Origin of the sequence: Mediterraneibacter hominis (assembly GCF_014287475.1) — a bacterium.
Taxonomy (GTDB): domain Bacteria; phylum Bacillota; class Clostridia; order Lachnospirales; family Lachnospiraceae; genus Mediterraneibacter; species Mediterraneibacter hominis.
The window spans coordinates 835,177-862,007 of record NZ_JACOPF010000001.1; the positions used below are offsets into that span (position 1 = coordinate 835,177).

Consider the following 26,831-nt stretch of genomic DNA (forward strand, 5'->3'; position numbering starts at 1 on the left):
TATCAATCATCCCCCTTCACTGTTCTACCATGCCATCTCTTCATTATCCGAATTAATTGTACTATTCCATATATCATCAGAATCATTCATACAATGTGTAGTGTTAATAATATTCGTAGATTCGATAATCACTTGCATAGTGCGTATTCCATTAAATATATTTATACCCGGTTTACCTACTAACTCAATTTCAATTTTTTCCTCATCATTCCAACAATCTTTTATCCAACTGAGAACTGGATCTTCGTCTTTACACTTGAATTTGACATATTCAATATCATTATACGTAAATTTATATGTATCACTATTTTTTCCTAACAATTGAAAATCATCTTTGCAAAGTGTAACGTTAGATACTGCTATAATGGGATTCTCAATTCCTTGACCAATGAAATCCTGAAAACCAGCAAGTATTGAAATGAATTCTGGATTTATATTCTCAATATCATCTATAATATAATCGCATGTATATGTAGCATCATATTCAACATCTTGGAGTAATTCATTAAGTTTTTTAATAAACTCGTCTTTTTGTTCAAATTGTAAATCTACTAATCCGGCTGCATTATCATGCCCCTGTAATGTAGCAATTCCGGTTTGATTCACTACATCTTTTAAACTTTCTATAGGGCTATGATTAATATTTCTTGCACTACCACCATAAATAACTTTATTGTTATCATCAACGTGTTTTTGCAGAAGGATGCATGGACGATTCATAATATCTGCCACTTTCATTGCAACAACACCTGTTAGTGATGTATCCACAATATTAGAGGCATCGCACACTACAATTTTATTATCTTTGTCGTATGTTCTAAGACATTCCATAATCTCTGATGTACTCTTTTCTCTTGCTTTATCCTGTCTGGATTTTGCATTTTTGCATAATCTGGCAGCCCTGTCATAAATGCTCTCTTGAATTACTTCGGCAGGCTTGTCCTTTGTTGCTCGTTTTTTATATTCGAAACTCTCATCCGTTTCTATAAATGCACGAAATAATAACTCCTTTTCTTCGCTTGAGCCAAATCGTATACACCCATTAATAACACTGGTAATGTACCATTGAATATTATGAATATTAATATGATTGTTCATGCTATAACTCTGAGCGTCAATTAATGCTTGAAAACATTTATTTTTAATATGATGTAATCCTTGTATGGCTATATATCGTGTTTCAAATGATCGCATATCCATCACATCACTAATATTTGCTAGTGCACACAAATCAATATAATCTTCAGCATAGTCATTCCAATAATAATCATCTAACGCCTGGAGAAATTTATAAACCACTCCTGCTCCACATAAGTTTTTATTACTATAATCATCACTTATTTGATTATTCACTAAAACAGCATACTCATGTTTTTCTTTTGTATCTTCTTGCTGATGATGATCAAGAATAATAATGTCCGTATTATATTTTTCATGAAGTTCGTTGCATTGTTTACAATCATTTGTGGAAGCATCCGGAATAATTAAAAGTTTAATATCTTCTGGAATTACTACATCACTAGATAATCCATGTGCTTTTGCTCTATCGTGCATAATATATTTTACAGGATAATCTTCTTTCATGTCTTGAATATAGGAATACATCATTGCCGCCGATGTAAAACCGTCCACATCCTCATCAATTAAAATCCCGATTTTATTCCGATTTTCAAAATGCTTTGCAAACATTTGTACTGCTTTTTCTATATTTTTTAGTTTCTTATATGGTATCAAACATGTTTCATCAAGATTTTTGTATGTGATATAATCATCAATTCCTCTATTTTTAAAAAAATTTTTTTCAATGTTACCATGAATATTATTATCGCTGCTTTTTATTAATCTATATTTAATACTTCATCACTTCCTGTCTATTTGATTCTGTATATATTATTCTTTTTTAAATACTCCCATTTCTGCGGACTATCTGTTGGAGATTCTTTCTCATTTAAAATATTGTCAGTGTCATATACTGCATAGATCGGAATACCATCCGCAAATTTATTCGCAAGAGACGACAACTCATCTTTTGATACGTCTTTGTCTTGCACGAATACTATTTCTACGCTTAATCTGGTTAATAGTTCTATTTGTTGAACGGATAGTTCTTTTCCACCCGTGGCACCAGCATTTTTATCTCCATAAGTCCACAATTGCATAACTCCCTTTTCTGCCTCAGTAACATAAATTCTCCCTACACGTTTTACATAAGGCATGGATTTATTTAATCCGTAAATTACCCTGTTACGCGGGCAAGGCTCTAGGTATAAATACTTTAAATCATAATTGTTTAATTCTTTTTTAAATAATCTTCCTTTAACCCCTACTAAATCTCCAACCTCCGAAAAAATTGGGATAGTGATTCGATTTGATTCTGCGTCATATCCTATTTGAAAATCTTGTTGAGTCTCATAGGAGATATTATCGTTATAGAAAAGGTCATTAACCCTGTTATGATAATAAGTAAGAATTTTCTCGGAGATTGGTTTTAATGATATATCAAGTGAATTGTTATTGTCGTTTCTCTTCATTTTCAATATTAAATCTGTTATCTGTAGACTCTCTGGAATATCATCATTAAAATCATGATAATAATCTAACCCCAAAAGTTCACACAAATATTTCAATCCTTCTGGAAACGTAAATCTATTATTATAACAAACTAAATCAATTAAGTCTGTTTTTCTATCTACTTCTACGATTTGTCTTGTATAATTTATACAAGGAAGATACTCATTATTCCGAATTACAATTGCTTGCTTGTTGTCACCATCTTTGTTTGCACATGTCCAATAGCCAGATGAATGGTAATAGATGTGATGACAGCCAATGGAAGATAATATTTCTTCCACGTGATTTTCATCATAAATATATGTCTTAAGCTGCCCCACATCCATCATTAGTCACCATCCTTCGCTTTATTTCTTTTAATTAAATACCCAACTTCTTTCCAAACATTTAAGTCCAAGTCAATTTCAAACAATGGCATTCTTGCTTTATTACCACCTCTATTTTTGTCTACTTTAATTGCAAAGTATTGTCGTGCGAAATCCAAATCATGCGGCGTAGCTACTCCCCAATCTGTTTCTGCCATATATTGATACTTATGATATTCTTCTTTGTCTATTCGCTTTCCAAGCATTAGGATATCAGCGACATGTTTAATCTGTTTCGCATTAGCAATATTGTTACTGGATAACTGAAATACATCTGTAAATACTGTATCATCAGTTAATTGGAATACAGCAAAACAGAACATATGCATTTCTTTCATTAGCTCCTTAATCTTCGTTGCTGTTTGTTTTACTGTTTGCCAATCATCAATTCGATACCCTTTTAACGTATCATAACCGCAATAGTTTACACCATAGACCATCTTATGTTTTTTTAATTCAAATTCTACAGCTTCATCAGAATAGTCCATGCCAACATCCTTAAAGAATAGCTTCCCATTTCTCTTTTCATCAACCCATGCAGCTACTTTCTGAACTTTTCTATATTCCTCAGATTCTCTAGCCACTCTCGCAATAAAATCATCTTCAGATTCTATGTAGTGCCCATCTGCATCTTCACGTCGTTCAATAAAATTACCATTATCATCTCGATACATTCCAAGAACTATCTCGCGTTCACATTTTTTAATTTCTACTCCATGATAAGGTTTGAAACAATCATTATTAATAACGGTAGTTATCAAGCAATTTCGTAAATCTGCCTCGTCCATCTCATTACTTAAGAGCAAAAATTTCTCATCTAAAACTAATACAATATATGCAATTAACATCATCATATTTCGAGATTTACCTTCATTTGACAGGAATCCATTAAATATAACTTTTCCAAGCCTACAGCCTCTGAACATTTCAGTTAAGATATCCCATGGTAATGGCAAACCCATATCTGGCATAATCAAAAGCGATTCAACCTGTTTTGTCATTTTATCAGTAAGAATTACACTTTCTTCATTTGCATTGATAACTGTATTTATCTTATCTGCCTGTGAGCGAATAATTTTATATATATCCCTTGCAGTCCATTGATTAAAATTACGGTGATTTAAAATACGTTGTACCGGATATCCATTTTTTTCATACTCTCTAATCAAAGAATATTTTTTAACCAAGCCATAATAGTTTTTGACATCTTCAATATTAGCAAGATTCACCCATTCTGAAATAGTCTTCCATCCCTTATATTTTTTATAAATTTTAAGCCTGTCTATGTCTGATGACATAAAGATATTAACTTGGTTTTCTTCCATATTCTGTGAAAATGTCGTATACATTAACTCAAAATTATCATAAAAAAATTTTGTTGCCTCATCTGAAAAATCATATTTGCTGCGCATGAAATTGCCATAGGAAACATATAAGTCTGGTTGCTTATAAAAACTACCTACCAGCATAATTTCTGCTTGTATATTATTCACTGATTTTATTTCTAGTTCATTCAAATACCGCCATCACCACCTACTCTCAACTAAAAATATCATCTAACACTTCACTTACGTCATTATTCCCTTCTGCTGATACACTCGGTTTTATATTTTTTACGTTTATCGGCGTATTTTCTATGATTGTTTTTTCATATTCTAACGCACGTTGCTTTTCTTTCCATTCCAAAAAATCTTCATATTTATTAACGAGGATGGAAAGGTCATATACAACCCTTCCAACTTCGCTAAACTCCTTTCCCTTTGCGACTTGTTTCTGATAAAGTTTGGTTAGATATGGTAATTTTGTTCTCCACATTTCTAGCAAATGAACTGGTGGGATTTTAACAGATACATATTTCTTAGATTCGCCTTTATATAGTGGCTGGAGATAACGCATGTAGAAGACGCTTACATCCTGTAAGTTGTAATTCGCTCGAATAAGATTATTGACATCATATTCTGCAAATATAGTTGCGGCATATGATGTGAGAGAATCTCTCATTGTAGAAATCAATGAAGCAGAATTTCTTTTTTTCTTTAATGCTTCGCATATATTATCTCTGGCATTTTTACGATAAATTTCTATATTATCATGTGCATTCATCCACTTTTTAGATTTCTTTACAATTCCATCATCGCATAATTTTTTAAAACATTCGGCACAGTAAAATCCATTCTGATAGCGCAGCATATTAATTTCTTCTTCATTCTGAAACGAAAAAATTTTATTGCAGTTTTTACATTTTTTATGTATCTGCTTCATCCTAGAAAAGCATTCAAAATGATATACTTTATTATCAAACATAACTGCTTTATTGTTACTTCGATTTATACGCACATCTTCTTTACAGTAAGGACATACGCGATTAAAATATTCAATTCCGTTATCATCAATTTGAATTTTCATTCCTATGCCCCACTTCAATAATTATTTATTTGCATTTATTAATTCCATGACCTGCTTCAAAACCTCTATGTCTGTCACATTTTTATATGATGTCGGTAATCCCGCTTTTTCAACTGCCGCTTTAATCTGTGCTTTTTTTGGTACGGGAAGGTCTTTTAGAGTTGAGATGATTTCGCTTCTTAATGCATCGGCAGAATCACTATCAACAGTATTATTTTCAGAGTTATCATCCTCTGCTGGCTGTCCAAGTTCGCCCATAATTTCTTTCTTGTAAATATCTTTCTCAACGTCAACAGCTTTAGTTAGATCATTCTTCAGTACAAAAGACTGATTCTTCGCTGTTTTATCAATAACCGCTTGATAATCAAGTAACGTCGGATCTTCCACAATTTCATTCTCTCCATGCACACCAGTTCTATCTTTCACGATATGAGCACATACCATGCCAGTTTCTGAGTCTCTGAATGTACGGATAACTGTTTTCGCGTTATAATCAATTCCTCTGAATCCATCTGGAATTTTACGACCTGTTTCTACAGATTCCCTTTTACCATCAATTAAACGATTTTCCGTTTCTGACTTTTCTCTAGCAGTTACAATACAATGAACACCAGAAGCCATTAAATCAAGAATAAGATCTTGTCCCTTAAAGTTTACAGTCTGATAGTCTTTCAATTCTAGGCCGGCGCCTTCAACTTTCACAAGTTTGGCATCCCCAATCAGTCCATCTTTTTCCGCTTTTACTTTATTTCTCTTTTTTGAAAATTCAATCAATCCCTGTTTTGTAGTTAAATTCAAAATGGTTGTACCATCTACAACAATTGCATCTGCTCTGAATGGCTGTCCATCGGCGTCACGTACAACCTCTTCTGTTTCATCTCCATCATCATCCAAAACATAAAAATCTTCATTATTTTTTACTTTTGCAATATATTGCCTTACTTCTCCCAATGACTGTGTATATACAATATAAAGATTCTCCGGATCAACTCCATTCGCTTCCATGTCCGCTACATAATCATCAATTGAGCCGGATTCTGGATCAAGGTACAAAACTCTAAATGGTTTCCCATCCGGTCTTTTAAAGTACACAAGCTGCGAAGCCAATGTACTTTTTCCGGTAAAGGGTTCTCCATAAAGAACCATCATTAATTTACTCTGAATCGCTTTACCTTTTCTTGCTTTTGCCATATATTAATTTGTCTCCTTTTTGTTTTGTATTTTTAATTATTTAGTCCAAATCTGGTGAACCACCAAGGTTTACCAGGGAATATCTTCATCAATACCTTCATCACCATTTGGTACACTTCCCCAAGCACTAGAAGCTGAACTCTCATTTGTAGATGAACCAAAGTCATCCTTCGCAGCCTGTGCTTTCTGTACCTTTAGCTTCGCTTCTGCAATACTAATTTCAGAGTATGTATCTTTGTCAATAGAACTAGGGTCAGCACCAGTAATGATAAATTCACGTTTTACTGGAGTTCCTTGTCTCTCCATTTTATTTGATTCACCCCAAACATTATCTGTCTGCACTTCTTCGACCTGTTCTGTCATCACAATATTTCCCCACACTTTGATTGCAAAATACGGTGATAAATTCTTTTTCATTATCTTTGCTAGATTAGAATCTGTTACAATAAACTCTGCATCTTCAATACTTGCATAGTTAATAATGTTCGCATTTACAACAAATCTGCCAGTTGGCTTGTCATCTTCTTTCTCTTGTTCTATGGAATCAAATACAATAACCTGACTAAATTCATGTCTGGGTTCAAAATCTTCTTTGGAAAAATCTAATGCTGATTTGCATAGAGAAACCTGATTCGGTACGAGTTTTACACTATTTCTTCTTTCACCTTCATCATTAGTGAAACTACTATATTCAATGTTACCTTTAATAAATACGCTATCATCATCTTTTAGATTATCTGTTATAGCCTTGATAGAATCGAAATCTGTAAGTCTCTGCCTTACATTCTCCATATCTCCTTTACTGTTGACTGCCTTTGTAACTCCAATATTATTACCAATAAGTTGAAAACCATCTTCTTTAAAATTAAATCTTTCAGCCCAAGGAACCTTCTTTATTTCCGCTTTTTCTCCCTTAGTAGCACCAGGTTTACTGAAGTAAACATTATCCTGTGTCATCCCCTGCATACTTACATACATTGTTTTTTTGTCTTCATACGTGACTCCAAATGATGTACGTCTCATTAACTTTCCTGTTTTTGTCGTGGATTCTTTATAAAAATTATCCTTATCATGACCAGTAATCTTACCTCTAAGTTGAAAAGTTCCTTTTGTTTCCGGCAGATTAAAAATTCTTTCTTTTGCCATATAATATCCTCCAAATGGTATTTTTTTCTATATAAACGCCCATACAGACGGAACATAGAAGAACTCTATACGATCAACTATGTCAACAGCTTTTAGGGTACAAAAATCCAAGGTAGCTGATTTCACCTACAAAAAAGTAAAATTATTCAATTGATTAAATTGGGAAATAAATTATTGAAAATAGATTATTAAGACGGTGACATACTCCCACTGCCTATGCTGTGCATAGAGGTGGGTTCTTGCCTAAAAAGGTTAAAGACGTTTTAAATTATTTTTTGAACTCTTATTTGTTATCTAAATCTTTTCTATATCTTACACTTAATATGTTACATATATTTTGTACTTCGCTTTTATTATTCTCTAAATACTCCATGATTTTTTGAATCAGCTCAATTTCTTCTTTGTCAATTCCAATTGCTGTGTCATTTGACATACTTTCTATATATTCATCATGGGGTATATGACAACATTCATACAGGGTATCGTACTTGACTGGTATCACATACTTTTCTTCATATGTTTCATCTGGGTCATCATCCAAATATACAGTCACACCCGATGTATCTATAGTAATTTTTACATTATGCCGTTTATTATTTTTGATAATGTCAATCAAATCATTAATAATATTCAGAGTATTCACCTCCCTGTGCATTATAATATCTGACTGGTTTATTTCTTAGAGTTAGAAAAACCATTCGAAAAAAGGTAAAAAAAACAGACTTTTGTCAATATTTCCCATAAAAACCATAAATCGTTGCGCAAATTCCATTCCTCATTATTAGTTGTCTTATCCTCATCCACCGTCACACTATCTCCTCCTCTTGAAACAAATAATCTTGTGACTTGTGAGGAAAATTATATAATCGTCAGCCTTTCATTGTAGCATTCTTCCTGTAAGCTTCTCGTATGATCTCACATGCTTCATCCAAATTTTCTAATGTCATTCGATTTTCAATCATACATTGTAAAATGATATTACTTAAAGTTGCCTTCTGTTCTTCTCTTGAAACACTGTCCAAGTCTTTTGCGTCCATTATTTTACATCCCCTATTTATTTCATCATTTAAATATAATTTTCTTTTTTCATTCAATATCTTCAAACTCCTCCACATTCCATGCCCAAAACAAATTATCCTCTTTTATTTTCACCTTTTTTCCGTAACACATAGCAATTGTAACAATCTTCCCCATCCACTCATGTGTTCTTCCTGACATCATCCAGTGACGTGGAAGTTCATTATAGTCTTTTATTTTCACCATTTTCCCTGGATATAATTCCATTCATATTCTCCTATATTAATTATTCTCCAACCAAAATCCATAATTTTCTTTTCTTTGATACCTTAATACCATCAATAAAATCAAAATTATCGAAACTAACCATGAGCTCGGGTTTATTTCTTCTAATTTCACTTATTGACGGATAAACACTAATGTTAACTAATATTCTTGGAAGAAATCGTTCTTCAGTATAATATGTTTTATCACATTCCATTCTTATCCAATCAGTAGTTCCAGTAGAAAACATTTCTTCAGGCGAAACTAATGGTTTTCCAATAACAATATTTTCTATGTATCTCATAATGCCACTCCTTAATCTGAATAATTTTCGATTACTGTTATTCCGTGTTCAGTAGCACACATATGCTCAATCTTGCACCCGCGTTCTTCATTTCATCCCTGAACGAAATAAGCTATATCGGCAGTAGATAACAGTTCCAAAGACCTTCCAAAAAACCAAAGTGGTCTTGCACCCGCTGGGGCATTTTGAAAGAAAGAATCTATAACTTCTATTTCTTAATTTTTGCCAATATACTCCCTTGCTTTTTCGATAGCGCACTCTCTTACTTTAAGAATTTCTTCATCCGTTTTATCTTTCATAGGCTGTGAAATAAATAATTTTTTCATCCAACCCTCCTTATTTACTATCCGTTTTAAAATTTCGTCCTGCTGTTTTCTTGATAATATTTTCATATATTAACCTCAAAACAATTCATCAAGTTCGCATATAATTTCATCTTTATCATTCAACAAATGTAAGTGCACATCAATCGGATATTGTGCTGACATTCTACACAAATCATTGTTTACTTTATTCTATCTTTCAATTTCAATTCCTCCATACCATTTAAAAATCTTTTTTTCAATGATTCGGCATAATGCGTTGAATATTTTTTTGCTTCCCCAACAATAAATGCTTCTGTCTTATCATAAGGACTCCTCAAATCAGTCAGGCTTCTATCATATATCTCACACTTAGCCTGATAAAAACATACCATTTTTTTCATATACTGATTCCACTTCACCTTTCTGATAAGGGATGCCTAAATACCTGCTCATAAATTCGCAATTCATACATTCACCTCAAAAATCTCTCTGCAATTTGAACCTTTGCACTGATATGGCAATCGTGAAATTTTAGTATATTCCTCAACAGGGAAGTTCTTCTTCCCGCAATACGGACAATGAACCCACTGTTTACCCGTCTTATAATCCATCTGTATGTACGCATGTCCGTTGTTGGGTAACGGTGCGTTCATATATTCCGAAAAGTCTTTTTCTAATCCCATGTACTTCTCCATGTCTTTAATTGCGTCTGTGATACTCATTCTATTTCTTCTTTAATTCTATCCTTTAAATTTTCTACAATTCTCTCACATTGTTGCCTGTGTACGCACCGGATAATATTAGTATATCGTAGGGGAGCACTAAGCACCGATGTACAGTCAACTTGTTCTATTTCTGGTTTAAAACTCGGACAGTAATCGCAGTAGTCTTCAAGATATAACTTGTATCCTTTCACTTTTTCTTTTCACTCCTCGAAGTTATCATTTAAAAAATTCTGTATATACTCATAATCCCATCCACCAGAGTCATTAATATTCGTATCGTCCTTTAATAATTCCCACGCTTCTTCTTTGGTATCAGCTTCACCAATAAGCCAGTCATAATCTCCGCATGTTTCGCAGTGACATTCCTCAACGTCTAATTCTTGATCAGATGTAAATAATCCGCCCATATGCGATTCGTAAATATACATTATTTTTCTCCTATAAAATCTCAGTTTTAATTAAATATCCAATATGCTGCAAGCAAGCCCAACGAATAAATGCCCAGTACAATAGCCAGTACAATAGTCTGTGTTATTAAAAAATGAACAACTCCTTGATCTATAATTGTCAAAGCACAACAAACAATAAACCAGATTAATAAAAGTACCAATATAGTCCAATCAAGAACTTTTTTAATTTTCTTATTCATTTTCGACTCCTTATCGTATTGTGTTTTAGGTTTCTTCCTTCACTACTCTTTCATTTACGCTCATTACAAACTCATTGATTTTATTATAATCAGGCTTATCAGGCAATGATGTATTTTCTTTATCGTATTCTAATCGCTTTTCAAGTTTGCCTACCATTTCAAAGAACTCAGGAATCGGCTGTCGATTACTGTCCAAATACTTCCCGTTACGAATACCCATCAAAAGATCGTGTTCTTTTTCACGATAAGTAATAATCTGTTCTTTTTCGAGAATATCAAAGCACATATAATACAAACGAACTAAGTGCATCATATGCTTTCCTAATTTATTCTTCTCTATCGCATTCTTATTTCTTTTGCCAATCTTAGAATAATCTTTTACAATATTATTCATTTCTGACCACATGGACTTGTAATCTCGTAATGGATAATGATGCAGATTCACATCCATAAAAATTTCTGTATCATATTCTTCCTGGTTAGACTTATCAATATAAAGTTTGATACTGTCTTCAGGGAACGAAGAATATCTTTCCGGAAACGTATAATAAGCATTATTGATACTATTCAAGATATGCTGCTCTCTCTGCTCTTGATTTACCAGACGAACAACTTTATTGTCCAGACGTCGCAATTGTTGATTGGCATACCCACCAAAAGAGCAAACAGCTTTCTTGGATAAAAACATATGTGCATTATCAAGCAATTCTTTTCCAATGCCTGATACGGATAAATAGTGATCTGGTCTTAATCCAAGCAATTCAATTGTATTTGGGTTTACATTAATAAGAAGAGAGATAAGTTTATTGAATGAATAGATAGTCGTATCTGTTGCTTCATTTACAAATTGCTCAAAATTCTCATTTGTAAGTAATTCACGCTTGCTATTTAAAGCGCATCCACGGATATCTAAATCACTACTCTCAGTGTTTGTCCCATACGCATGACTTCCGCCAAGACCTAGTAGAATAATATTATTTCCGAGATGTCTGTCTTCTCTTAGAAAATCATAATCTGATTTTGCTACAGTTTCATAAATCTGTTTAATATTCATAAAAACACATCTTTCTTAAAAATCATTCCTTAACATAATAATCATAATCTATATTACTTATAAAATCTTTAATTCCCCCATTTTCTATAACAACAAATTCTGTTGCAAATTCTGAAAAGTCTTTCAAACTGCTCGGTTCATATTCGTCCGTTTCTTCGTTGTATGTTTCAAACCATCTTTCTACACCATCATCAACAGACGTATTTTTGAAGATAAAATAGGGATATGCGTTTTCGTCAATGGAACGAATCGTATCAGATATTTCTGTAAATCTTTCGATAATATGCTCTCGTTCCAAAGCGCCTACATTATCTTCTTTGTCTTTGAGATACTCTTTATGCGTTTTGGCAAATTCCAAAATACTATCGGCTATACACTCTTTGTCTTTTGTAAAATACACGCATTGATTTGACATTTCCCAACAAATTCGCTCGCATGTATTGTCTGAATGATTCATCAAATCGTTGATTTGTTCCCATACATTATTGCCATCAGATCCAATAATAGACTGTATATATCCGAATTTTTTTGGGAGATATTTATCAGATAAAACATCCCATATGATAGGAGAAAACAACCATGAATTTTTAAATTCTGCCAGCACTTCTCCGTAAAATTTTTTATCCATTACCCACAAACTGCTATAACTCATACTTCCTCCACTTTCCCATCAATCTTTTCACACCGTATCAAACTGAACAGTGTATTCCTTCTCTTAATCCATTCCATCGTAAAGGCTTTCCGATAATTCAACTTGCCTATCATCAAGCTTTCTTATCGCCTTGATTATCTTCATCTTTGTTTCTCGACATGGAAAATACCCGTACTTCGCATACCTTAACATTCTTTCAAATGTACTCATTGGATATGGAATTTCATTGTCCGTGACAAGTCTCTTTAAATGTAAATGCTCAAAAAACTTGTCATCGTACATGACTCTGTATTCAATATGTGTCTCTGGCTTTTCTTCGTCGCCTACAGATTCGATTGCAAACGGTTCATGCTCAACTTCTGCGCCAGTTTCATCTTCAACCTCTGCCTTATAGTAAGCAAATTTCGTAATAGTAAAATCAAACTGATTTAAAATTTCTTCTGCCGCCCCAAAAATCTTGCAACACAGTTCAATCCTAACTCCTGTTTTTTTATGTTTATAAGCCTTTACATTGTCATTTTCATAGCAAAAAATGTATTCCTCGTCTCCTTTATCGTCGCCCTCATAACCAGGAGTCATAGAGTCGAAATACTGAACCGCTTCGTCATAATCCGATCGACTTTTAAAGAAAATATCTAAATCCTTAATTTTTTCCTTATTAAATATGTTCTTAAAACAGCCTCCACAAATAAATCCATGGTGTCCTATCATAAATTCATCAAGCCAATTCAGCATCCAGAAATTATCTCTTTCTTGAGTAACTAGCATATCTCTCCTTATCCAATCACTATTTTATGTTTTCCGTCACTATTTCTATATATCTTACACCCACATTCTTTAATACTTACAACTTGTTTGTTATACTCAATAATCTGATTTGGATTTACTACATAAATCTTCCACATTTTATCCAATGTATTTTCAAACTCTTTTTTACGTATAGCTATATCCATCTTTCTTTGATCCTTTGCCCTATAAGATGAATCATATGCCTTAAACATATCATTTAAAAAATCGTTGTTTACCATATAATTTCTCCATTTAAATGAAAGTTTTACTCATCACGATAACTGTACAAAATAAAATAGAAACATACGCAATCATTCCCAAAACTGCACCTAAAGATATGCATTATATTTTTACTAAAACGTTTCTAAATCTTTTCAATCCACCTATACGATTCTCTATATTTATATTTCATTTCCCCAGCAATCCCAGCCTTCCGCCTGCTGCCGGGCGAACAATTCCAGCTTTTCCGACCCTGGAAACATTTTCTCCAACATCATCCTCGCTACAACGGGCTTACGACTATGCATAGTACTTTGTTCCCTGAATACCGTTGTCCACACGCCACGTTGGTCTCTGGCGGGCATTAGCATATTTCCTTTTTTATAAAACCAAAGTAAATACTCATGCGAAAACCGAACTGTAAACGCAGGCGCAATCCCATTTTCTTTGTCCCATATCATGCGTGCATGGAGCGTGTAGCCTAATTCCTGCATCATCTGTTCGGTTTCGAGAAGGTACTTGTCAATCGACCATATAAATACATTATGTTTCTTCTCGCATGCCAGATTAAATACCTTCTCGTGGATGTCTTTTATCTCTCCTAGCGTCATTGTGGGATAATCCAGCTTTTTCCCTTGATTTGGTCGGCATTTTCTAAGATTTCCTTTTGATTGTTGCCACGGCGGGTCGGTGTAAATTATGTTATACTTTTTGTTCGCGTTAAAAATATCTACTTTCATTTTCTATTTTGGAGTAAACTATAGTTTTAAGCGCGCGCAAACCTCTTTTTTCCTCCAAATTTTATTCACAATTATTACTTCTCACTTATATGAATAAGACTACTCAATTTAACATGATATGTTCATGAAACCATTAGAATTTGACATAACATCAGTATGATACTCTACCTGAATATTACTTCATTCTATTATCCTCTTCTTTATACTACAAGTTTGTATTATTATCTTCTCTTTTGTCCGACCTATTAAAACAAATAACATCTCCAGTCTGTCTGTCCGTAATAATAACAGCGTCTGCTTTATCTCTTATATAAGATATGTTTCATTTATTTTTGATATCTGCATTTATGTATTTATTTGATACCTTATTTAAGAAATATAATAAAAATGGAATAATCAAATTTGAAATCCCAATTATCATATTGAAAGCACATAATACCGGCGAATAATTGGTAAGCCCATAAAGAATATTCGCCATACCGAACAAAAAATTATACCAATAGTCTATTAAATATTTATGCGTTTTGTGTTGTCCTCTTATCACCTTTCTCTAATTCTATACGTAGCTTTAATACTACGTATAGAAAACCAATACTGTTTATCTTTTATGAAACCATTTGGATGCCCAATTCTCTCTACTGGTAATTATACTAATAGCATTAAAAACAAATGCAACTATATAAAAAACTATAAAACCAATACAGGACAAAAATAACAGAATAACAATCAATCCCAATAATACCAGAATTAAACTTTCCATATTATTCACCTTTTGTATCGGTTACAACTGCATCGCCTCCATTTACAGTTACCCAACCATGTTCCATGCGAGCTTCCGCCTCTTTCATATCAATCAGTTCCTGAGTAATGGACTCAGAAATAAGTCTATTTGCTTCAGCTTCTGCCTGTGCATTTGTAATTGTAACGGCTGCATCTGCTTCAGCTTTAGCTTTTGCAGCATCTCCCTGTGCAATTGCCGTCTGCTTATCTAGTTCCGCTTTTTCAGCATCCTGCTTTGCCTGTTCCTTTGCCTGAACTTTCGCCTGTAGTTCTTCATCAAGCTGAACATCAATAATCAATGCCGAAGAAATTTCAATTCCATATTCGTCGTTTAACTTAGAGTTGAGATATTCCGTAATTGCCTGACTGACTTCAGATCTTTTATCAGAATAAATATCCATAACACTAAACTGAGGCGTTACTTCCTTGATATAAGCAATAATCGAATTCTGTACCATAGAATCAACAATCTGATCCCCGTCCATACCATTAAATTTTTCATAAAGCTTTGTCACCCGATCAGCCATAAAGTTATAATTAACCGTCATATTTAGCTTTACCATACCACCATCTGCCGGTGCATCTACATGCCAATCAGCATGTTCGTCCTCATTGTAATCTTCTGGATTGTTACTAAGAACCAACTGCTGCTGTGCAATTGGATAATCTTTTACCTTATCAAATGGACTCACAAAGTGAAAACCTGGAGTAAGAGTTTCTTCTTTTACTCCGTTCTTCATTGAATACACAACTCCTACTTCACCTTGTCCAACATATGTACCTGCCGTAACAGCCCATGCAGCGGCACCGACAACTGCCAGTCCAATAATTACACCAACCACTTTTGCTTTCATACTTTACATTTCCTCCTTGATATCTTCTTTTATTTTTTCATGTGTCTCTTTTTCAATTTCAAATAAACTATTTCTTCTCTGTATGGATATGTCAATTTTGCTCCACACCCAATACACTAATAATCCCGCTAGACTAAGAATTAACACTAAGCCAACAAACAATAAAAATCTTCCCATAATTTACTCACCACTCTTTACTTTTTGAACCACCTTTAAAACAATATTCTTTTTCTCAAAATATTTATCGTGCTTTAGAAGCCACCATGATTTTTAAGAAAATTGTGAGAGATACATTCTTTCAGTTTTATACAATATTAAAGCGAATGTAGATTTCTTCTATATTAGCTTCATCACAATTCTTTCAACTGTTTTTTCAGTTCTTTAATATGATTAGATATGGAATCAATAATCATATTTGATAATTCAGTATATTTTCTTAAATCCAATATCTTATCGTACATTTGATTCCCAGAAAATTCATCGCGCCATTTTACATATTTAGCCTTAATTACGTTTGCACCACATTTATCATTAAAAGCTATTAAAAAACATTCCAACTCGTTTATTTCTGTCGTTATTTCATTTCCTTGTTTTAACCGTTCTTCTGTCATAATAGTTCCTTTTCAATTTCTTTTCTCACTTGGTTTCTGATAATTTTCTTTGCAATTTTATGCCACTTCTTCTTTGCTCCAACCGTTATGATTATTAGCCCAGCAAGCATATTTCCTGTCAAAATTAGAATAATAATCATTATGATTAACATTTTGAAAATCTCTCATAAATTACTTCTCTTTCTGTTTATCGTTATTATTACTCTTTTTCTTTTTCGCAACTAGCATTTCCGCTTTCAAATAATTATCCAATTTTTTCATATTGCTAATCATCTTCTGATAATGCGTTACTTGTTTCTTTTTACTTTTATTCTTACCCATTATTTTTTTCCTTCTCTTTTACTTTTAATCCCATCTCTAAATATAGTTCATCTACTATATTCTCTTTTCGTTCCAAACATTTATAGATTTTTGTCTCGTCAATCGTATGCTTCGCTTGTAAAATAATATATGTACATTTGTTTTCCTGTCCGATACGGTGAATTCTATCTTGGCTTTGACGATATTCTTCATAACTGAAACTTAGCGAATAATAAATGTTATAGGTGCATTTTGTAAAGGTTACTCCTTTCCCCAGCAATTTAGGATGAGCAAAAAGTAATCTGATATTACCCTCTTTAAATTCGCGAATGATCTCATCACGATTCTTTGTTTTTGATGTAAGTCCTACACCTTTAAACTTCTCCGAAAGAGATTCAATTTCATGTGTAAACTGACACCATACAATTACTTGCTTGTCCCCTATCTCTTCCAAAGTTTGTTTTAATAAATCTTCTTTATTTGTCTTAAACGTAGAAATTGTTGCGTCTTTATTAATAACAAACCCACTAAAAACTTCTCTTATTTTCATTAACTTAGCTGTAAATTCAAATTTCGACCACTGATTTATATTGTCTTTTATATCTTGCATTATATTGTCATAATACAAACTTTGTTCTTTTCCCATCTCAAATTGTTTAATTTCAAAAACCTTTGGAGGCAAATCAACGCAATCTTCTTTTTTTAAAAAAACAGCACCTTCAGATAATCGCGCAAATAATCTATCTTTATCATCCTGGGTTTGATACCATACATGTGGATTTGCCATATCCTGATGAAAATATGTAGCCTGCCATCCGTAATACGAATTACCGAATAAGTCTGGCAGCACAAACTTCATTTGTGGATATAATTCTAAATTAGAATTTGGGTTTGGAGTTCCGCTAAGAACATAGCGTCTGGGAATAACATCAATCATAGATAGAATATCTGTTGTAATCTGTGATTTCATATTTTTCATCACAGAACTTTCATCTACAATCATGCATTGAAAATCAGATTTGCGTATTTCATTTTTTAGGATTTTGTATGTATCATAGTTCATTACGTATACATCTACTTTTGCATGAAGCGCTTCGATTCGTTTACTTTGACTATTTCCCCAACAATTTATAATCTTTATTTCTGGATAGAACTTACGACAATCATCTATCCAGGCAGTTTCAATCACAGATAATGGACATAGAACTAATGTCTTACCGATATGTTTAGCAATTTCTAAAGCCGTTATAGTCTTTCCTGTCCCCGTATCCATAAAGATACCATATCCCTCATGATTTAACGCTTCATTCACAATATCCGCTTGATACTTTCGCAGAAATTTTGAGGTTTCATATTTACTTGTCTGTTTCTCTGGAATCTCAAATTGACTATCTATTAATCCGACTTGTTTTAGAATCTTTGCTGAAGAATCCGGGAAGAACCAATGTCCATCCCTGAACCGTCTTCCCTCTATTGTTCTTATATATGGTATCTTCTCCACTGGCACTTCAATTTCAATCAATTACATCACCTACTGAATCTTTCAGTTTTTTTATTTCAGATTTCTTCATACCCAGCTCATTTAATTGTGCTTCAAGCAATTTGATTTCGGCACACAGTTCCTTTTTCCTATCACGCATTTCTTTCATTTCTTCTTTTTCAGCTTTTCCCTTTTCTTTGTTCAGTTCGCCAATCTGAAGTTGTTCTTTAAAACGCTCTAACATTTTTTCATATGAGTCATCGGATTCAAATACTGCCTCATCCCACTTATTGAAGATTTCCTGTGCTGCATCGTAAAATTCTTTCTTCAGCTCAATTCCAATTGCATTTCTATGGTTTTCAATAGCTGCACGGTTACAAGTTCCAGAACCAGCAAACGGATCAAGAATCGTATCGCCAGGGCAAGAGTATAACTTAATTAATCTTCGACAAAGTTCATAAGCAAACGGTGTCATATGATTTGCACCACCGATAGAACTATTCGGAATCTTCCACACGCCAGAAGCCCATGTCGCCCATTCTTCCAGTGTAATATCACTACCACTTTCCCTACTCATAAGACCATCTGTTGACTTCTTATATACATATACATATCCAAAATTGGCGGCAATGATTGTATCTCTAACCTTAAGGTTTCTGTACCAAAGAGAACCGTCTGAAATCATTGCTCTTTGTGGCGTATATTTTTCCCAACAGATTTCACTCCACAAACAAAATCCATTATCTGTAAACATTTTATTAATTGCACCAGTAATAGATTCTTTACCTCTCCGACCATCTCGACCAATCGTATAATTATAATCTTCATACTGCATACAGAACTTACCGCCTGGCTTTAGAACCCTCTGACACTCGGCAATAACTAAACCGAGCAGGTAATAATATTCCTCATACGATTCACAGTTACTTAGATCACTCGGATCATTACTATATACTCGAAGATTATGATACGGTGGACTTGTAATAATCAAATCGACGCACCCGTCATCCATCTTTTTCAGTTCTTTTAAACAGTCCCCATTAATCCATGTATTTTTTACCTTCATGCGCCTCTCCTTTTCTGTTGATATTATTAATTAATTCCAATAAGCACTCACTTAATTTTGTGTTCCCCTTCTCCATTTCTTAATACTTTACATCCCACTTTTTTTAATTTCATCAACCTGTTTTTGAATAACTTTGTTGCTGATAATTATTAAATAAATCTCCAAAAATATTGTCAAAATTATTTGTACCTGATATATTTATCGCCTACCCTTCTACGTGATTTTCCTTATTTACGTATCATTTATTCCTCGCTCAATAATGCTACTTTGGTTCCCACATAGAATATTCCTCATCATTATCTAAACTAGTACATATATCACATGTATGCGGAGGTGGATATGGAATGCCATATTTGCATGTAAGACATGTTCTCTTATTGTTATAATTCTTTGTGTCTGATATATCTGTATCACTACAATATTCTTTGCATCTAATTGATATAATCGAGTTATGATTATCAATAATTTTTCTAATATTAGAGTCATCATAATACTTACATACTCTCTTTTTCATACAACTATTGCAATCTGAACCTGGAACATCAAATGTCATAGCTGGCTTAACATCGCTTTCTAAAATACATGTAATATCATCATCCAAAATTCCATCTTCATTTGTATGTTTGTCGATCGCTTTTATTACGTCATCCAATAAAACAAATTTATCTACCATATTTCCTACCACCAATCACTTATCTTAATCTTTATGCTTTACCAAATTTTCTATTGTAATATTTTAATTAATAAATTAAGATTTCTTTTACTAATTTATTAAGTATATTACTTTTATTTTTTCTCCACACAACATTTCATTTTCCTATAACTATCTACTCTCTTTTTTCCAATTTCAAATATATCTGGATCTTTTTCAATACAAATATACTTCCTTCCTGTGTTCATACTAGCAATAGCTAATGTCATACTACCCGCACAACTATCCAACACAATTTCTCCTGGATTTGTATACGTTTTAATCAGCCACTCAATCAAAGCAACTGGTTTTTGTGTAGAATGAATGGCACATTTTTGACTATCTTTTGGAAATTTCAATACACTTCTAGGATACCTTTCAGTCGAATCATAAGTAGTCAATCCATGAGTTCCGTAATCGGTTGTCTCTTTGCAACCAACCTTATGTTCAGCTTTACTAATTTTTCTTACATGACCTGTTGTCTTTTGTGGATTATATGTTGGGGGGGTTTTATAGAAAATACAGATATCTTCATGAGCCCGAAGGGGCATTCGCTTTGCATTTAGAAAACCAGTTGGTTGGGATTTCTCCCAAATCAGATTATATCTCCATAATTTACGGTTACTTTGCATCAAGTCTGACGTGAACATTCCATTTGCAAATAAAACTATTACACCATTACTTTTTATTATTCGTTTATACTCAGTCCAAAGACCTGCTTTTTTATTTTTATAAAACCAATCTAGCACATATTCTAATGTATATTCTCCTGCTTGATTGAAACATTTCAACAACGAAATAATATCTTTTTCATAATATATTTTATTGCCAAGTATCACATAATCATTAAACGGGATCACTGTATCCCATTTGTTTCTCTTTGTCTGGCTAACCATACGGAAGGTCTGTAATTATCGCATCTATTGATTTGTCAGAAATGTATTTCATTATCTCTAAACAGTCACCATTGTATAAATTATTCGCTTTAACTTCCGTAATATTTAATCACCACTCTTTCGTCAAATAACTATTTCTAATGTGCTCCCATTCGTCAGGCATGAAATTAAACTTATCTCTATTTACACACCAAGGGATAATCCTTAAATTGCTAATTTCCCAACTTCCACCTTTAGATATTGGAATTGCGTGTTCTAATGATGGCTTTGCATTATTTACTTTATTTTCCGCAATCCAATTATTAAATGTTTTATTAAATCCTTCATCGTAATAAAAATATTCAATAAATTTTTGATATTCTAGATCCGTATAATTTATCTTCACTCTGTTTTAATTCTTGTCTGGAATAATTTTTCTGAGAACTGCTGTTGTAATCGAGTATAATTGCGACATGCAATTTTATGAGTTGTTAAAAAGTTTCTCGGATATTTGTCATATTTTGGACTGATTGTATTCATCATTCGTGCATAATCTAATAACTCACTCACAATATATGTTACATCATCCATTAAAATATTTTATAATACAATCAATAAACTTTTCATCAGTACAGCCACTCCTATAATGACCATAATTACATAAAATACAAAAGAACTCAAAATATATATTTTCTTCTGTTTTTCATCAAGGTGTAAAAGAATATAATTATCCGCTTTTTCATACAATTTCTGCATTAAAGGATTGAATATTACGAATATTATACCTGCAATACAACCACAAATAGCTGCAACAATAATATTTTCTATTTCCATATCATCACATCTCCTAAAATCAAAATATACTTAACTATTATGTCTAAGCAGATATTCCCTGCTTACGTTTTTAAAACTCTGTTGTCCATATAAATCACGATATACAAATCCTTCTCTCCTTACTTTGGGATTGATCTTGCTAAATCCATCTGCTTCCAACTTTATCTCTTCCATTGTTTTAGGAAGATAATAATTGGTATCAATAATTGGAACTGTCTTAAATTCATATAATTTACAAATGTACTCCATTAATGCGTTATCAATACGAACTCCATCAATAACAATATTGAAGACATATAAGTCATTTTCTTTTAACTTATATGGATTTCCTTGTACATTGCCAACACCTTCCCCCTGTATTACAACACGATTATAATTATTTTTAATTGCAATCTCTTTTAATTTGTTTTCAATATCATACTTGTCAGAAAGCTCCCAATAAATATTTGATTCATGATAGCATTCCTGATTGCGATCTGCTTGGCGCACATTCCGAGAACACACGATATATTCAAACTTATCCTTCCCTTTCTTTAGTCTATTCACGGCAAATGTACAACTTGTGCCATCTAATTTTTCTGTCTTTACCCACGGTTCTTCAGACTGTAAATAAAATGGACAATTTTCAATTCGATTTTCATCTGTCTTTTTTATCCATTCTGGGAACTTTTTAGGATTATCTTTTTTACGACTACCAAAGAAAAGAAATAGAATTTTTCTTCCAGATTTATACTTCATCATTTTTTTAATCACTGGATTCTTAAACAGTTCCTTATGTCTTACTGCCATAGACTTGTATTTTGCTTCAGGATCAACTTTATTGGATTTCCTTCTGACATCTTCTAAGGAAGAATATATAATTTTCAAATCTGTTGTTACATCTGTTCCTATTGGTTTATCTAATAATTCTGGAAATGATGTAATAGGAAGTGCCAATCCCTGACTGATAACCTTAAATTTGCCAAGTTTCATGGTCTTTACTTTGTAATGCTTCGATTTCAAAAAACTGAATCTTTCATCACTTTCAGGACACTTGCTATCAATTTCAATATAAACAGCCTTATCATCCGGCTTAAATTCGCCTTTCTTTGCGATACATACCCAACCTAATACACCAATTAATTCAATGTTATCTGCACCTTCAATCGGTTTTACCCATTCAATTTTTTCAATATGTGCTAATGCTCTTTCAGCCATTAAGTTACTCCTTTCTTTAGATACAATGAAAGATTCATTTTATATATTCTCTGTAGGCACACTCATTTTTTTACCAATTATTTCTACTACCGGAACCGTCACACCATTCCCTGCCTGTTTATACAATTGACTGTCACTATTCACAAACGCTGCGCGTTCAAAATAATCATCTGTCCATCCTTGCAGGCGGAAACATTCGCGAGGCGTTAAGCGGCGGATTGCTATATAGCACTGGTATTTTTCGTACCAAACGGCGTAACAGATATCTCCATTCGGAAGCTGAATATAGATTCCATCACCGTAGTCACCATGTGTATCACATTTCAATGCAAATAGATTGTCCTTTTGCACCGAATCAATCGTGTTTGAACATCCATCTGCTCTTACTTCGTGTTCAAGAAATGTATGCCTACTGACTTTTAATTTCCCTGATTCATAATCTTTTCTTATTTTCTTCCCATACTCATTTCTTGTAGTCCTCAGACACCCCAAAGGTGATATAGCTACGCCATGCCTATCCTGTGCCGTCAGCGTAAACATCGGTTCTCCATTTTCTTTAAATCTACGTCCATTCTGGCGTTTTTCTGCTCTATCTGGTGTGAGGACCGGGATCGCAACCTTCGGCTCATTCCCTGAATGTCCGCAACCAATAATAGTTCTTGAAATGCTACCATTCCCATGAACAACTTTGTGTTGATTATAATTGTTGCCTGGCAATTCAAAGTCTTCGCTTATTTTTATCCCCACACTCGGCTCTCTGCCACCGCCCTGCATAGTTCCTAATGCAGGACTTATTCCGTCTTTGTCGTAAACTCTGTAAGCATTTGGATTTTTCCTTTTACTTTCCATCATTCCTATCTGGCGAATACTATTTTCTCCATCCGCTCCCGTGACAGGAAGTATTTTTGCTCTACCGAATCTTCTAAGATGTCCGACAGTGTATATCCGCTCCCGGTGCTGCGGGACGTACCACTCGCTATGTATATTTTGCCATTCGATATCATACCCAAGTCTGTCCAATTCAGAGAGGATTGACAGATAGTCGAGTCCTCTGTTGCTAGAAAGCATTCCTTTAACATTTTCATAGATAAGCCATTCAGGTCTGTTTTCTTCTTTTTGTTCTTCCAGCAGTCTAAAAATTTCTCGTATAAGGCTTGATCTGTCACCTTCAAGCCCTGCTCGTTTTCCGGCGATGGAGAAGTCCTGACAGTTGTGGACTCCCATATTGTTGGCTGTGTAGCTGTTGTCATTTTCTACCTCCATGTTGTACACAATTTCTTTTCTTTTTGGATTATATTCAATATTTTTTACTGGTTGCCATAAACACCCATCAATAAAATAAGATAGGCTTTTTATGCTATTCGGTCTGAAAATAATCCGCCATGTATCTTTCTGATTTACAATGCGATTTTCTATAATATGCTGTTTTAGCTTCTCTGTGTAATAAATGCTATATCCAACATGATGCACTTTAGAAACGCATTCGCCCAATTGATATGCAAGTTTTTTACTTATAGTCGTCGCTTTCCATACGCCGCATGAGTAACTTCCATCTCCGCTTAAATATCCATTAAGGAAATACTTTAAATGATCGGTGTCCAAATCCATAATAAACTGTGGAATTGTTTTATTCTCTGCGCCACGTCCGCATTTCAAACACAAAGAAAATAACCTATTGTCTTTTATAATATATTTTGTAACTGATTTTCCAATAGATATATGCATCTTGAACGATTTACTACGAGATTTAAACTCATCTTCCTTTCCGTCCCCTATGCAGAAAATAACTCTTCTATCACTCGATGGTCTGTCATTCCTTTTACTGTCTCTTAAATATCCATCAGCAACATACCTACCAAGAATCCAACACTCATCTTCTGTTAAATCATAAATATTCTTATTGTTGTTATTGACAGTAAACTGAATAAGTTCATTTCCATCAAATTTTTGTACTTCTTTCCAATACGGATCGGAAATTTTTATTTCATATTTTCGTAGTTCATTATTCCATGTTTTTATTTTGTCTCTTACATAAAACCTATGATTCCCAGTCACTTCTGTTATCGGACTTCCTTGCACTTTTAGAGTATATATTCCCCTTTTGACATTAACCATTGGTTTTATAACACGCTGCCATCTATTCTTATGAGTGAGAACCATATCGCCGCTTTGGATTTCTTCTATCGGTATTTTTCCCCTATGAGTGGTGATTAATGTCCCTTTTACAAAACAAGGCGCTCCGAAGCACCAGCAGTCTACTGCCGGAAGATCTTTGACTCGTACTGCTCTAATGTCATTTGCGTACCATTCTCCATTACGGTATTCCTCCTTTAAAATTTCTTTTTGTCTTTTCTTTAATGGTAATGTCTTTAAATATTCTCTCTGTTCATCGGTTATCAAGTGCATAGATGTGTAACTTGCCGTTGCGAACTTATCCCACTCGCAAAATCCAACGCATTCATGTCCTGCCAGTTCCATTCCACGCCGGAAACCGCCGATTCCGGCAAAAAAGTCTATAAATTTTAATTTCTTTTTGTTACTGTTGGAATAATATATGTTATCTCCTCCTCCATTCCTCATCAAATTCTGATTATTCATCTATTTTTTATATAAGTACACTGATACAAATAGCTGGTTACTTATAATCCTTTCATTTTATTATTTAATATACATATCTTTAAATTTTGAATTATATGGATTTTTAGACTAGATTTTAGTCTTTGACAACTGAGAATCTATATTTGTTTAGAAGTTTAAAAAGTTTATTCTATGTTATTTTAAAATCATACAATGAACGTTCATAAACATTTAACTTTTCAATTATTAAATCTTTGGGTAATAAATTCCTACAGAAGTAGGCTGAAGCAAATGGACTTCCCTTTGCAGGTGTACCCATATTTTTGCTATTATGATATGATATTCTTTTGTCAAAACTAAGTAGTTGTATACCTTGTTTAAAATATTTATACCTTGAAATACCTTGTAACGAATTTAGTGGCAGTAATATTGCAAAAGGTTTTTTAAAAAAATATAATCTCTTTAATATTTTATCTTTATTAGAAAATGGTGGATTACTTACAATAATATCCCATTTATCAGGTGCATAATTTAAAAAGTCTTTTCCTTCTAACAAAGAACTCCTAATCACACTATAGCCTTTTTCTTTTAATCGATTATAATAAGCACTCCATTCCTCATCAAACGGACACCATATTATTTTATCTTTTGGAATATATTTAATAATGGCATCGACAGCATAATATGGCGTATAAAGCTCATTATCACTTCTATCAGAAGAAAGATATCCTATATTAAGTCCCATACCAATTACTCCAATATAAAGTTGTAATATTTAATTTCATATACGGTTTTATTTGCCTCCATTACTCAATACTGTTGATATATTCTTTAAATATATCAAAATCTTCTTTTGTCATACATACTTCAGAATAGTAAAAATCTTTATTTCTAATAATAGCCCAAATCTTTTTTAATTTTTTCCAGATAATACTATGAACCTTTTCATCTTGGTCTCTATACCAATTAGCTCCAATGCAAGTAACATATGCGTATGTATCTGTATCATCAGGAAGTCCTTCATAACAATCTTTTTCTATTCTAATATGTACACCATCATCACATCCACAATCGCATGATACAATTAATTCTTTTCCATTATTCGATTTCAAAATTGACATTGTTTAATACTTTCCTTTCTGCTAATAGATTTTTTACTATTATTTTAT

The 26,831-nt window shown here is 33.2% G+C and carries 33 protein-coding genes; all 33 read right to left on the reverse strand.

Annotated elements, in window-relative coordinates:
- Positions 1-24 precede the first annotated feature (24 nt).
- The 33 genes from H8S37_RS03955 to H8S37_RS04115 all read right to left on the reverse strand — a co-directional run bounded on the left by H8S37_RS03955 (position 25) and on the right by H8S37_RS04115 (position 26,783).
- The gene (locus H8S37_RS03955) at positions 25-1,734 is read right to left on the reverse strand and encodes a DHH family phosphoesterase (RefSeq protein ID WP_186874722.1); all 1,710 of its coding nucleotides are present in this window, start codon (positions 1,732-1,734) and stop codon (positions 25-27) included.
- Positions 1,735-1,871: 137 nt separating this feature from the next.
- The gene (locus H8S37_RS03960) at positions 1,872-2,900 is read right to left on the reverse strand and encodes a DNA primase (protein ID WP_243207056.1); all 1,029 of its coding nucleotides are present in this window, start codon (positions 2,898-2,900) and stop codon (positions 1,872-1,874) included.
- Positions 2,900-4,453: a hypothetical protein gene (locus H8S37_RS03965; RefSeq protein WP_186874723.1), complete on the reverse strand. Its 1,554-nt coding sequence runs from the start codon at positions 4,451-4,453 to the stop codon at positions 2,900-2,902. The genes H8S37_RS03960 and H8S37_RS03965 overlap by 1 nt, the downstream gene beginning before the upstream one ends.
- A 22-nt stretch (positions 4,454-4,475) precedes the next feature.
- Positions 4,476-5,342: a hypothetical protein gene (locus H8S37_RS03970; protein ID WP_186874724.1), complete on the reverse strand. Its 867-nt coding sequence runs from the start codon at positions 5,340-5,342 to the stop codon at positions 4,476-4,478.
- Positions 5,343-5,363: 21 nt separating this feature from the next.
- Entirely contained in the window at positions 5,364-6,533 is a 1,170-nt protein-coding gene (locus H8S37_RS03975) for a P-loop NTPase family protein (RefSeq protein ID WP_186874725.1), read from the reverse strand.
- A 69-nt stretch (positions 6,534-6,602) separates the two neighbouring features.
- On the reverse strand, positions 6,603-7,679 hold the full coding sequence (locus H8S37_RS03980; protein WP_186874726.1) for a hypothetical protein: 1,077 nt from the start codon (positions 7,677-7,679) through the stop codon (positions 6,603-6,605).
- A 283-nt stretch (positions 7,680-7,962) separates the two neighbouring features.
- The gene (locus H8S37_RS03985; protein WP_186874727.1) at positions 7,963-8,322 is read right to left on the reverse strand and encodes a hypothetical protein; all 360 of its coding nucleotides are present in this window, start codon (positions 8,320-8,322) and stop codon (positions 7,963-7,965) included.
- Between the two features lie 226 nt (positions 8,323-8,548).
- Complete coding sequence (locus H8S37_RS03990) at positions 8,549-8,716, reverse strand: hypothetical protein (protein WP_186874728.1); 168 nt, start codon at positions 8,714-8,716, stop codon at positions 8,549-8,551.
- Between the two features lie 49 nt (positions 8,717-8,765).
- Entirely contained in the window at positions 8,766-8,963 is a 198-nt protein-coding gene (locus tag H8S37_RS03995; RefSeq protein WP_186874729.1) for a hypothetical protein, read from the reverse strand.
- A 19-nt stretch (positions 8,964-8,982) separates the two neighbouring features.
- Positions 8,983-9,264: a hypothetical protein gene (locus H8S37_RS04000; RefSeq protein WP_186874730.1), complete on the reverse strand. Its 282-nt coding sequence runs from the start codon at positions 9,262-9,264 to the stop codon at positions 8,983-8,985.
- 505 nt (positions 9,265-9,769) lie between these two features.
- A complete protein-coding gene (locus H8S37_RS04005) occupies positions 9,770-9,970 on the reverse strand; it encodes a hypothetical protein (RefSeq protein ID WP_186874731.1) in 201 nt (66 codons plus the stop codon).
- A gap of 63 nt (positions 9,971-10,033) precedes the next feature.
- Positions 10,034-10,291, reverse strand: coding sequence for a hypothetical protein (locus H8S37_RS04010; protein WP_186874732.1), 258 nt, complete (start codon positions 10,289-10,291; stop codon positions 10,034-10,036).
- Between the two features lie 203 nt (positions 10,292-10,494).
- Positions 10,495-10,722 carry a hypothetical protein gene (locus H8S37_RS04015; protein WP_186874733.1) on the reverse strand — a complete coding sequence of 76 codons (228 nt, stop codon included), beginning with the start codon at positions 10,720-10,722 and terminating at the stop codon, positions 10,495-10,497.
- Positions 10,723-10,748: 26 nt separating this feature from the next.
- Positions 10,749-10,943 (reverse strand): hypothetical protein, encoded by a 195-nt coding sequence (locus H8S37_RS04020; RefSeq protein WP_186874734.1) that lies wholly within the window; start codon positions 10,941-10,943, stop codon positions 10,749-10,751.
- Between the two features lie 25 nt (positions 10,944-10,968).
- On the reverse strand, positions 10,969-11,997 hold the full coding sequence (locus H8S37_RS04025) for a DNA polymerase beta superfamily protein (RefSeq protein ID WP_186874735.1): 1,029 nt from the start codon (positions 11,995-11,997) through the stop codon (positions 10,969-10,971).
- A gap of 22 nt (positions 11,998-12,019) precedes the next feature.
- Complete coding sequence (locus tag H8S37_RS04030) at positions 12,020-12,649, reverse strand: hypothetical protein (RefSeq protein WP_186874736.1); 630 nt, start codon at positions 12,647-12,649, stop codon at positions 12,020-12,022.
- A gap of 63 nt (positions 12,650-12,712) precedes the next feature.
- Positions 12,713-13,417, reverse strand: coding sequence for a hypothetical protein (locus tag H8S37_RS04035; protein WP_186874737.1), 705 nt, complete (start codon positions 13,415-13,417; stop codon positions 12,713-12,715).
- Between the two features lie 8 nt (positions 13,418-13,425).
- A complete protein-coding gene (locus H8S37_RS04040; RefSeq protein WP_186874738.1) occupies positions 13,426-13,677 on the reverse strand; it encodes a hypothetical protein in 252 nt (83 codons plus the stop codon).
- A gap of 162 nt (positions 13,678-13,839) precedes the next feature.
- Positions 13,840-14,397, reverse strand: a complete 558-nt coding sequence (locus H8S37_RS04045; RefSeq protein ID WP_186874739.1) for an MT-A70 family methyltransferase — start codon at positions 14,395-14,397, stop codon at positions 13,840-13,842.
- 761 nt (positions 14,398-15,158) lie between these two features.
- On the reverse strand, positions 15,159-16,031 hold the full coding sequence (locus H8S37_RS04050) for a prohibitin family protein (RefSeq protein ID WP_186874740.1): 873 nt from the start codon (positions 16,029-16,031) through the stop codon (positions 15,159-15,161).
- A 3-nt stretch (positions 16,032-16,034) separates the two neighbouring features.
- Positions 16,035-16,208, reverse strand: coding sequence for a hypothetical protein (locus H8S37_RS04055; RefSeq protein WP_186874741.1), 174 nt, complete (start codon positions 16,206-16,208; stop codon positions 16,035-16,037).
- A 173-nt stretch (positions 16,209-16,381) separates the two neighbouring features.
- Positions 16,382-16,642 (reverse strand): hypothetical protein, encoded by a 261-nt coding sequence (locus H8S37_RS04060; RefSeq protein ID WP_186874742.1) that lies wholly within the window; start codon positions 16,640-16,642, stop codon positions 16,382-16,384.
- Between the two features lie 171 nt (positions 16,643-16,813).
- Positions 16,814-16,963 (reverse strand): hypothetical protein, encoded by a 150-nt coding sequence (locus H8S37_RS04065; protein ID WP_186874743.1) that lies wholly within the window; start codon positions 16,961-16,963, stop codon positions 16,814-16,816.
- The gene (locus tag H8S37_RS04070) at positions 16,956-18,464 is read right to left on the reverse strand and encodes a DEAD/DEAH box helicase (RefSeq protein WP_186874744.1); all 1,509 of its coding nucleotides are present in this window, start codon (positions 18,462-18,464) and stop codon (positions 16,956-16,958) included. The genes H8S37_RS04065 and H8S37_RS04070 overlap by 8 nt, the downstream gene beginning before the upstream one ends.
- Positions 18,457-19,488 (reverse strand): DNA-methyltransferase, encoded by a 1,032-nt coding sequence (locus H8S37_RS04075; protein WP_186874745.1) that lies wholly within the window; start codon positions 19,486-19,488, stop codon positions 18,457-18,459. Before H8S37_RS04075 ends, H8S37_RS04070 begins: the two co-directional genes overlap by 8 nt.
- 262 nt (positions 19,489-19,750) lie before the next feature.
- Positions 19,751-20,161, reverse strand: a complete 411-nt coding sequence (locus H8S37_RS04080) for a hypothetical protein (RefSeq protein WP_186874746.1) — start codon at positions 20,159-20,161, stop codon at positions 19,751-19,753.
- A gap of 113 nt (positions 20,162-20,274) precedes the next feature.
- Complete coding sequence (locus tag H8S37_RS04085) at positions 20,275-21,075, reverse strand: DNA-methyltransferase (protein WP_330604848.1); 801 nt, start codon at positions 21,073-21,075, stop codon at positions 20,275-20,277.
- A 109-nt stretch (positions 21,076-21,184) separates the two neighbouring features.
- Positions 21,185-21,460, reverse strand: a complete 276-nt coding sequence (locus tag H8S37_RS04090) for a hypothetical protein (protein WP_186874747.1) — start codon at positions 21,458-21,460, stop codon at positions 21,185-21,187.
- Between the two features lie 194 nt (positions 21,461-21,654).
- Positions 21,655-21,888 carry a hypothetical protein gene (locus tag H8S37_RS04095; RefSeq protein WP_186874748.1) on the reverse strand — a complete coding sequence of 78 codons (234 nt, stop codon included), beginning with the start codon at positions 21,886-21,888 and terminating at the stop codon, positions 21,655-21,657.
- Between the two features lie 30 nt (positions 21,889-21,918).
- On the reverse strand, positions 21,919-23,085 hold the full coding sequence (locus H8S37_RS04100) for an RNA ligase family protein (protein WP_186874749.1): 1,167 nt from the start codon (positions 23,083-23,085) through the stop codon (positions 21,919-21,921).
- Positions 23,086-23,124: 39 nt separating this feature from the next.
- Positions 23,125-25,665, reverse strand: a complete 2,541-nt coding sequence (gene dcm, locus H8S37_RS17215; RefSeq protein ID WP_186874750.1) for a DNA (cytosine-5-)-methyltransferase — start codon at positions 25,663-25,665, stop codon at positions 23,125-23,127.
- A gap of 187 nt (positions 25,666-25,852) precedes the next feature.
- The gene (locus H8S37_RS04110) at positions 25,853-26,407 is read right to left on the reverse strand and encodes a tRNA (adenine-N(6)-)-methyltransferase (protein ID WP_186874751.1); all 555 of its coding nucleotides are present in this window, start codon (positions 26,405-26,407) and stop codon (positions 25,853-25,855) included.
- A gap of 61 nt (positions 26,408-26,468) precedes the next feature.
- The gene (locus tag H8S37_RS04115; RefSeq protein ID WP_186874752.1) at positions 26,469-26,783 is read right to left on the reverse strand and encodes a hypothetical protein; all 315 of its coding nucleotides are present in this window, start codon (positions 26,781-26,783) and stop codon (positions 26,469-26,471) included.
- Positions 26,784-26,831 lie beyond the last annotated feature (48 nt).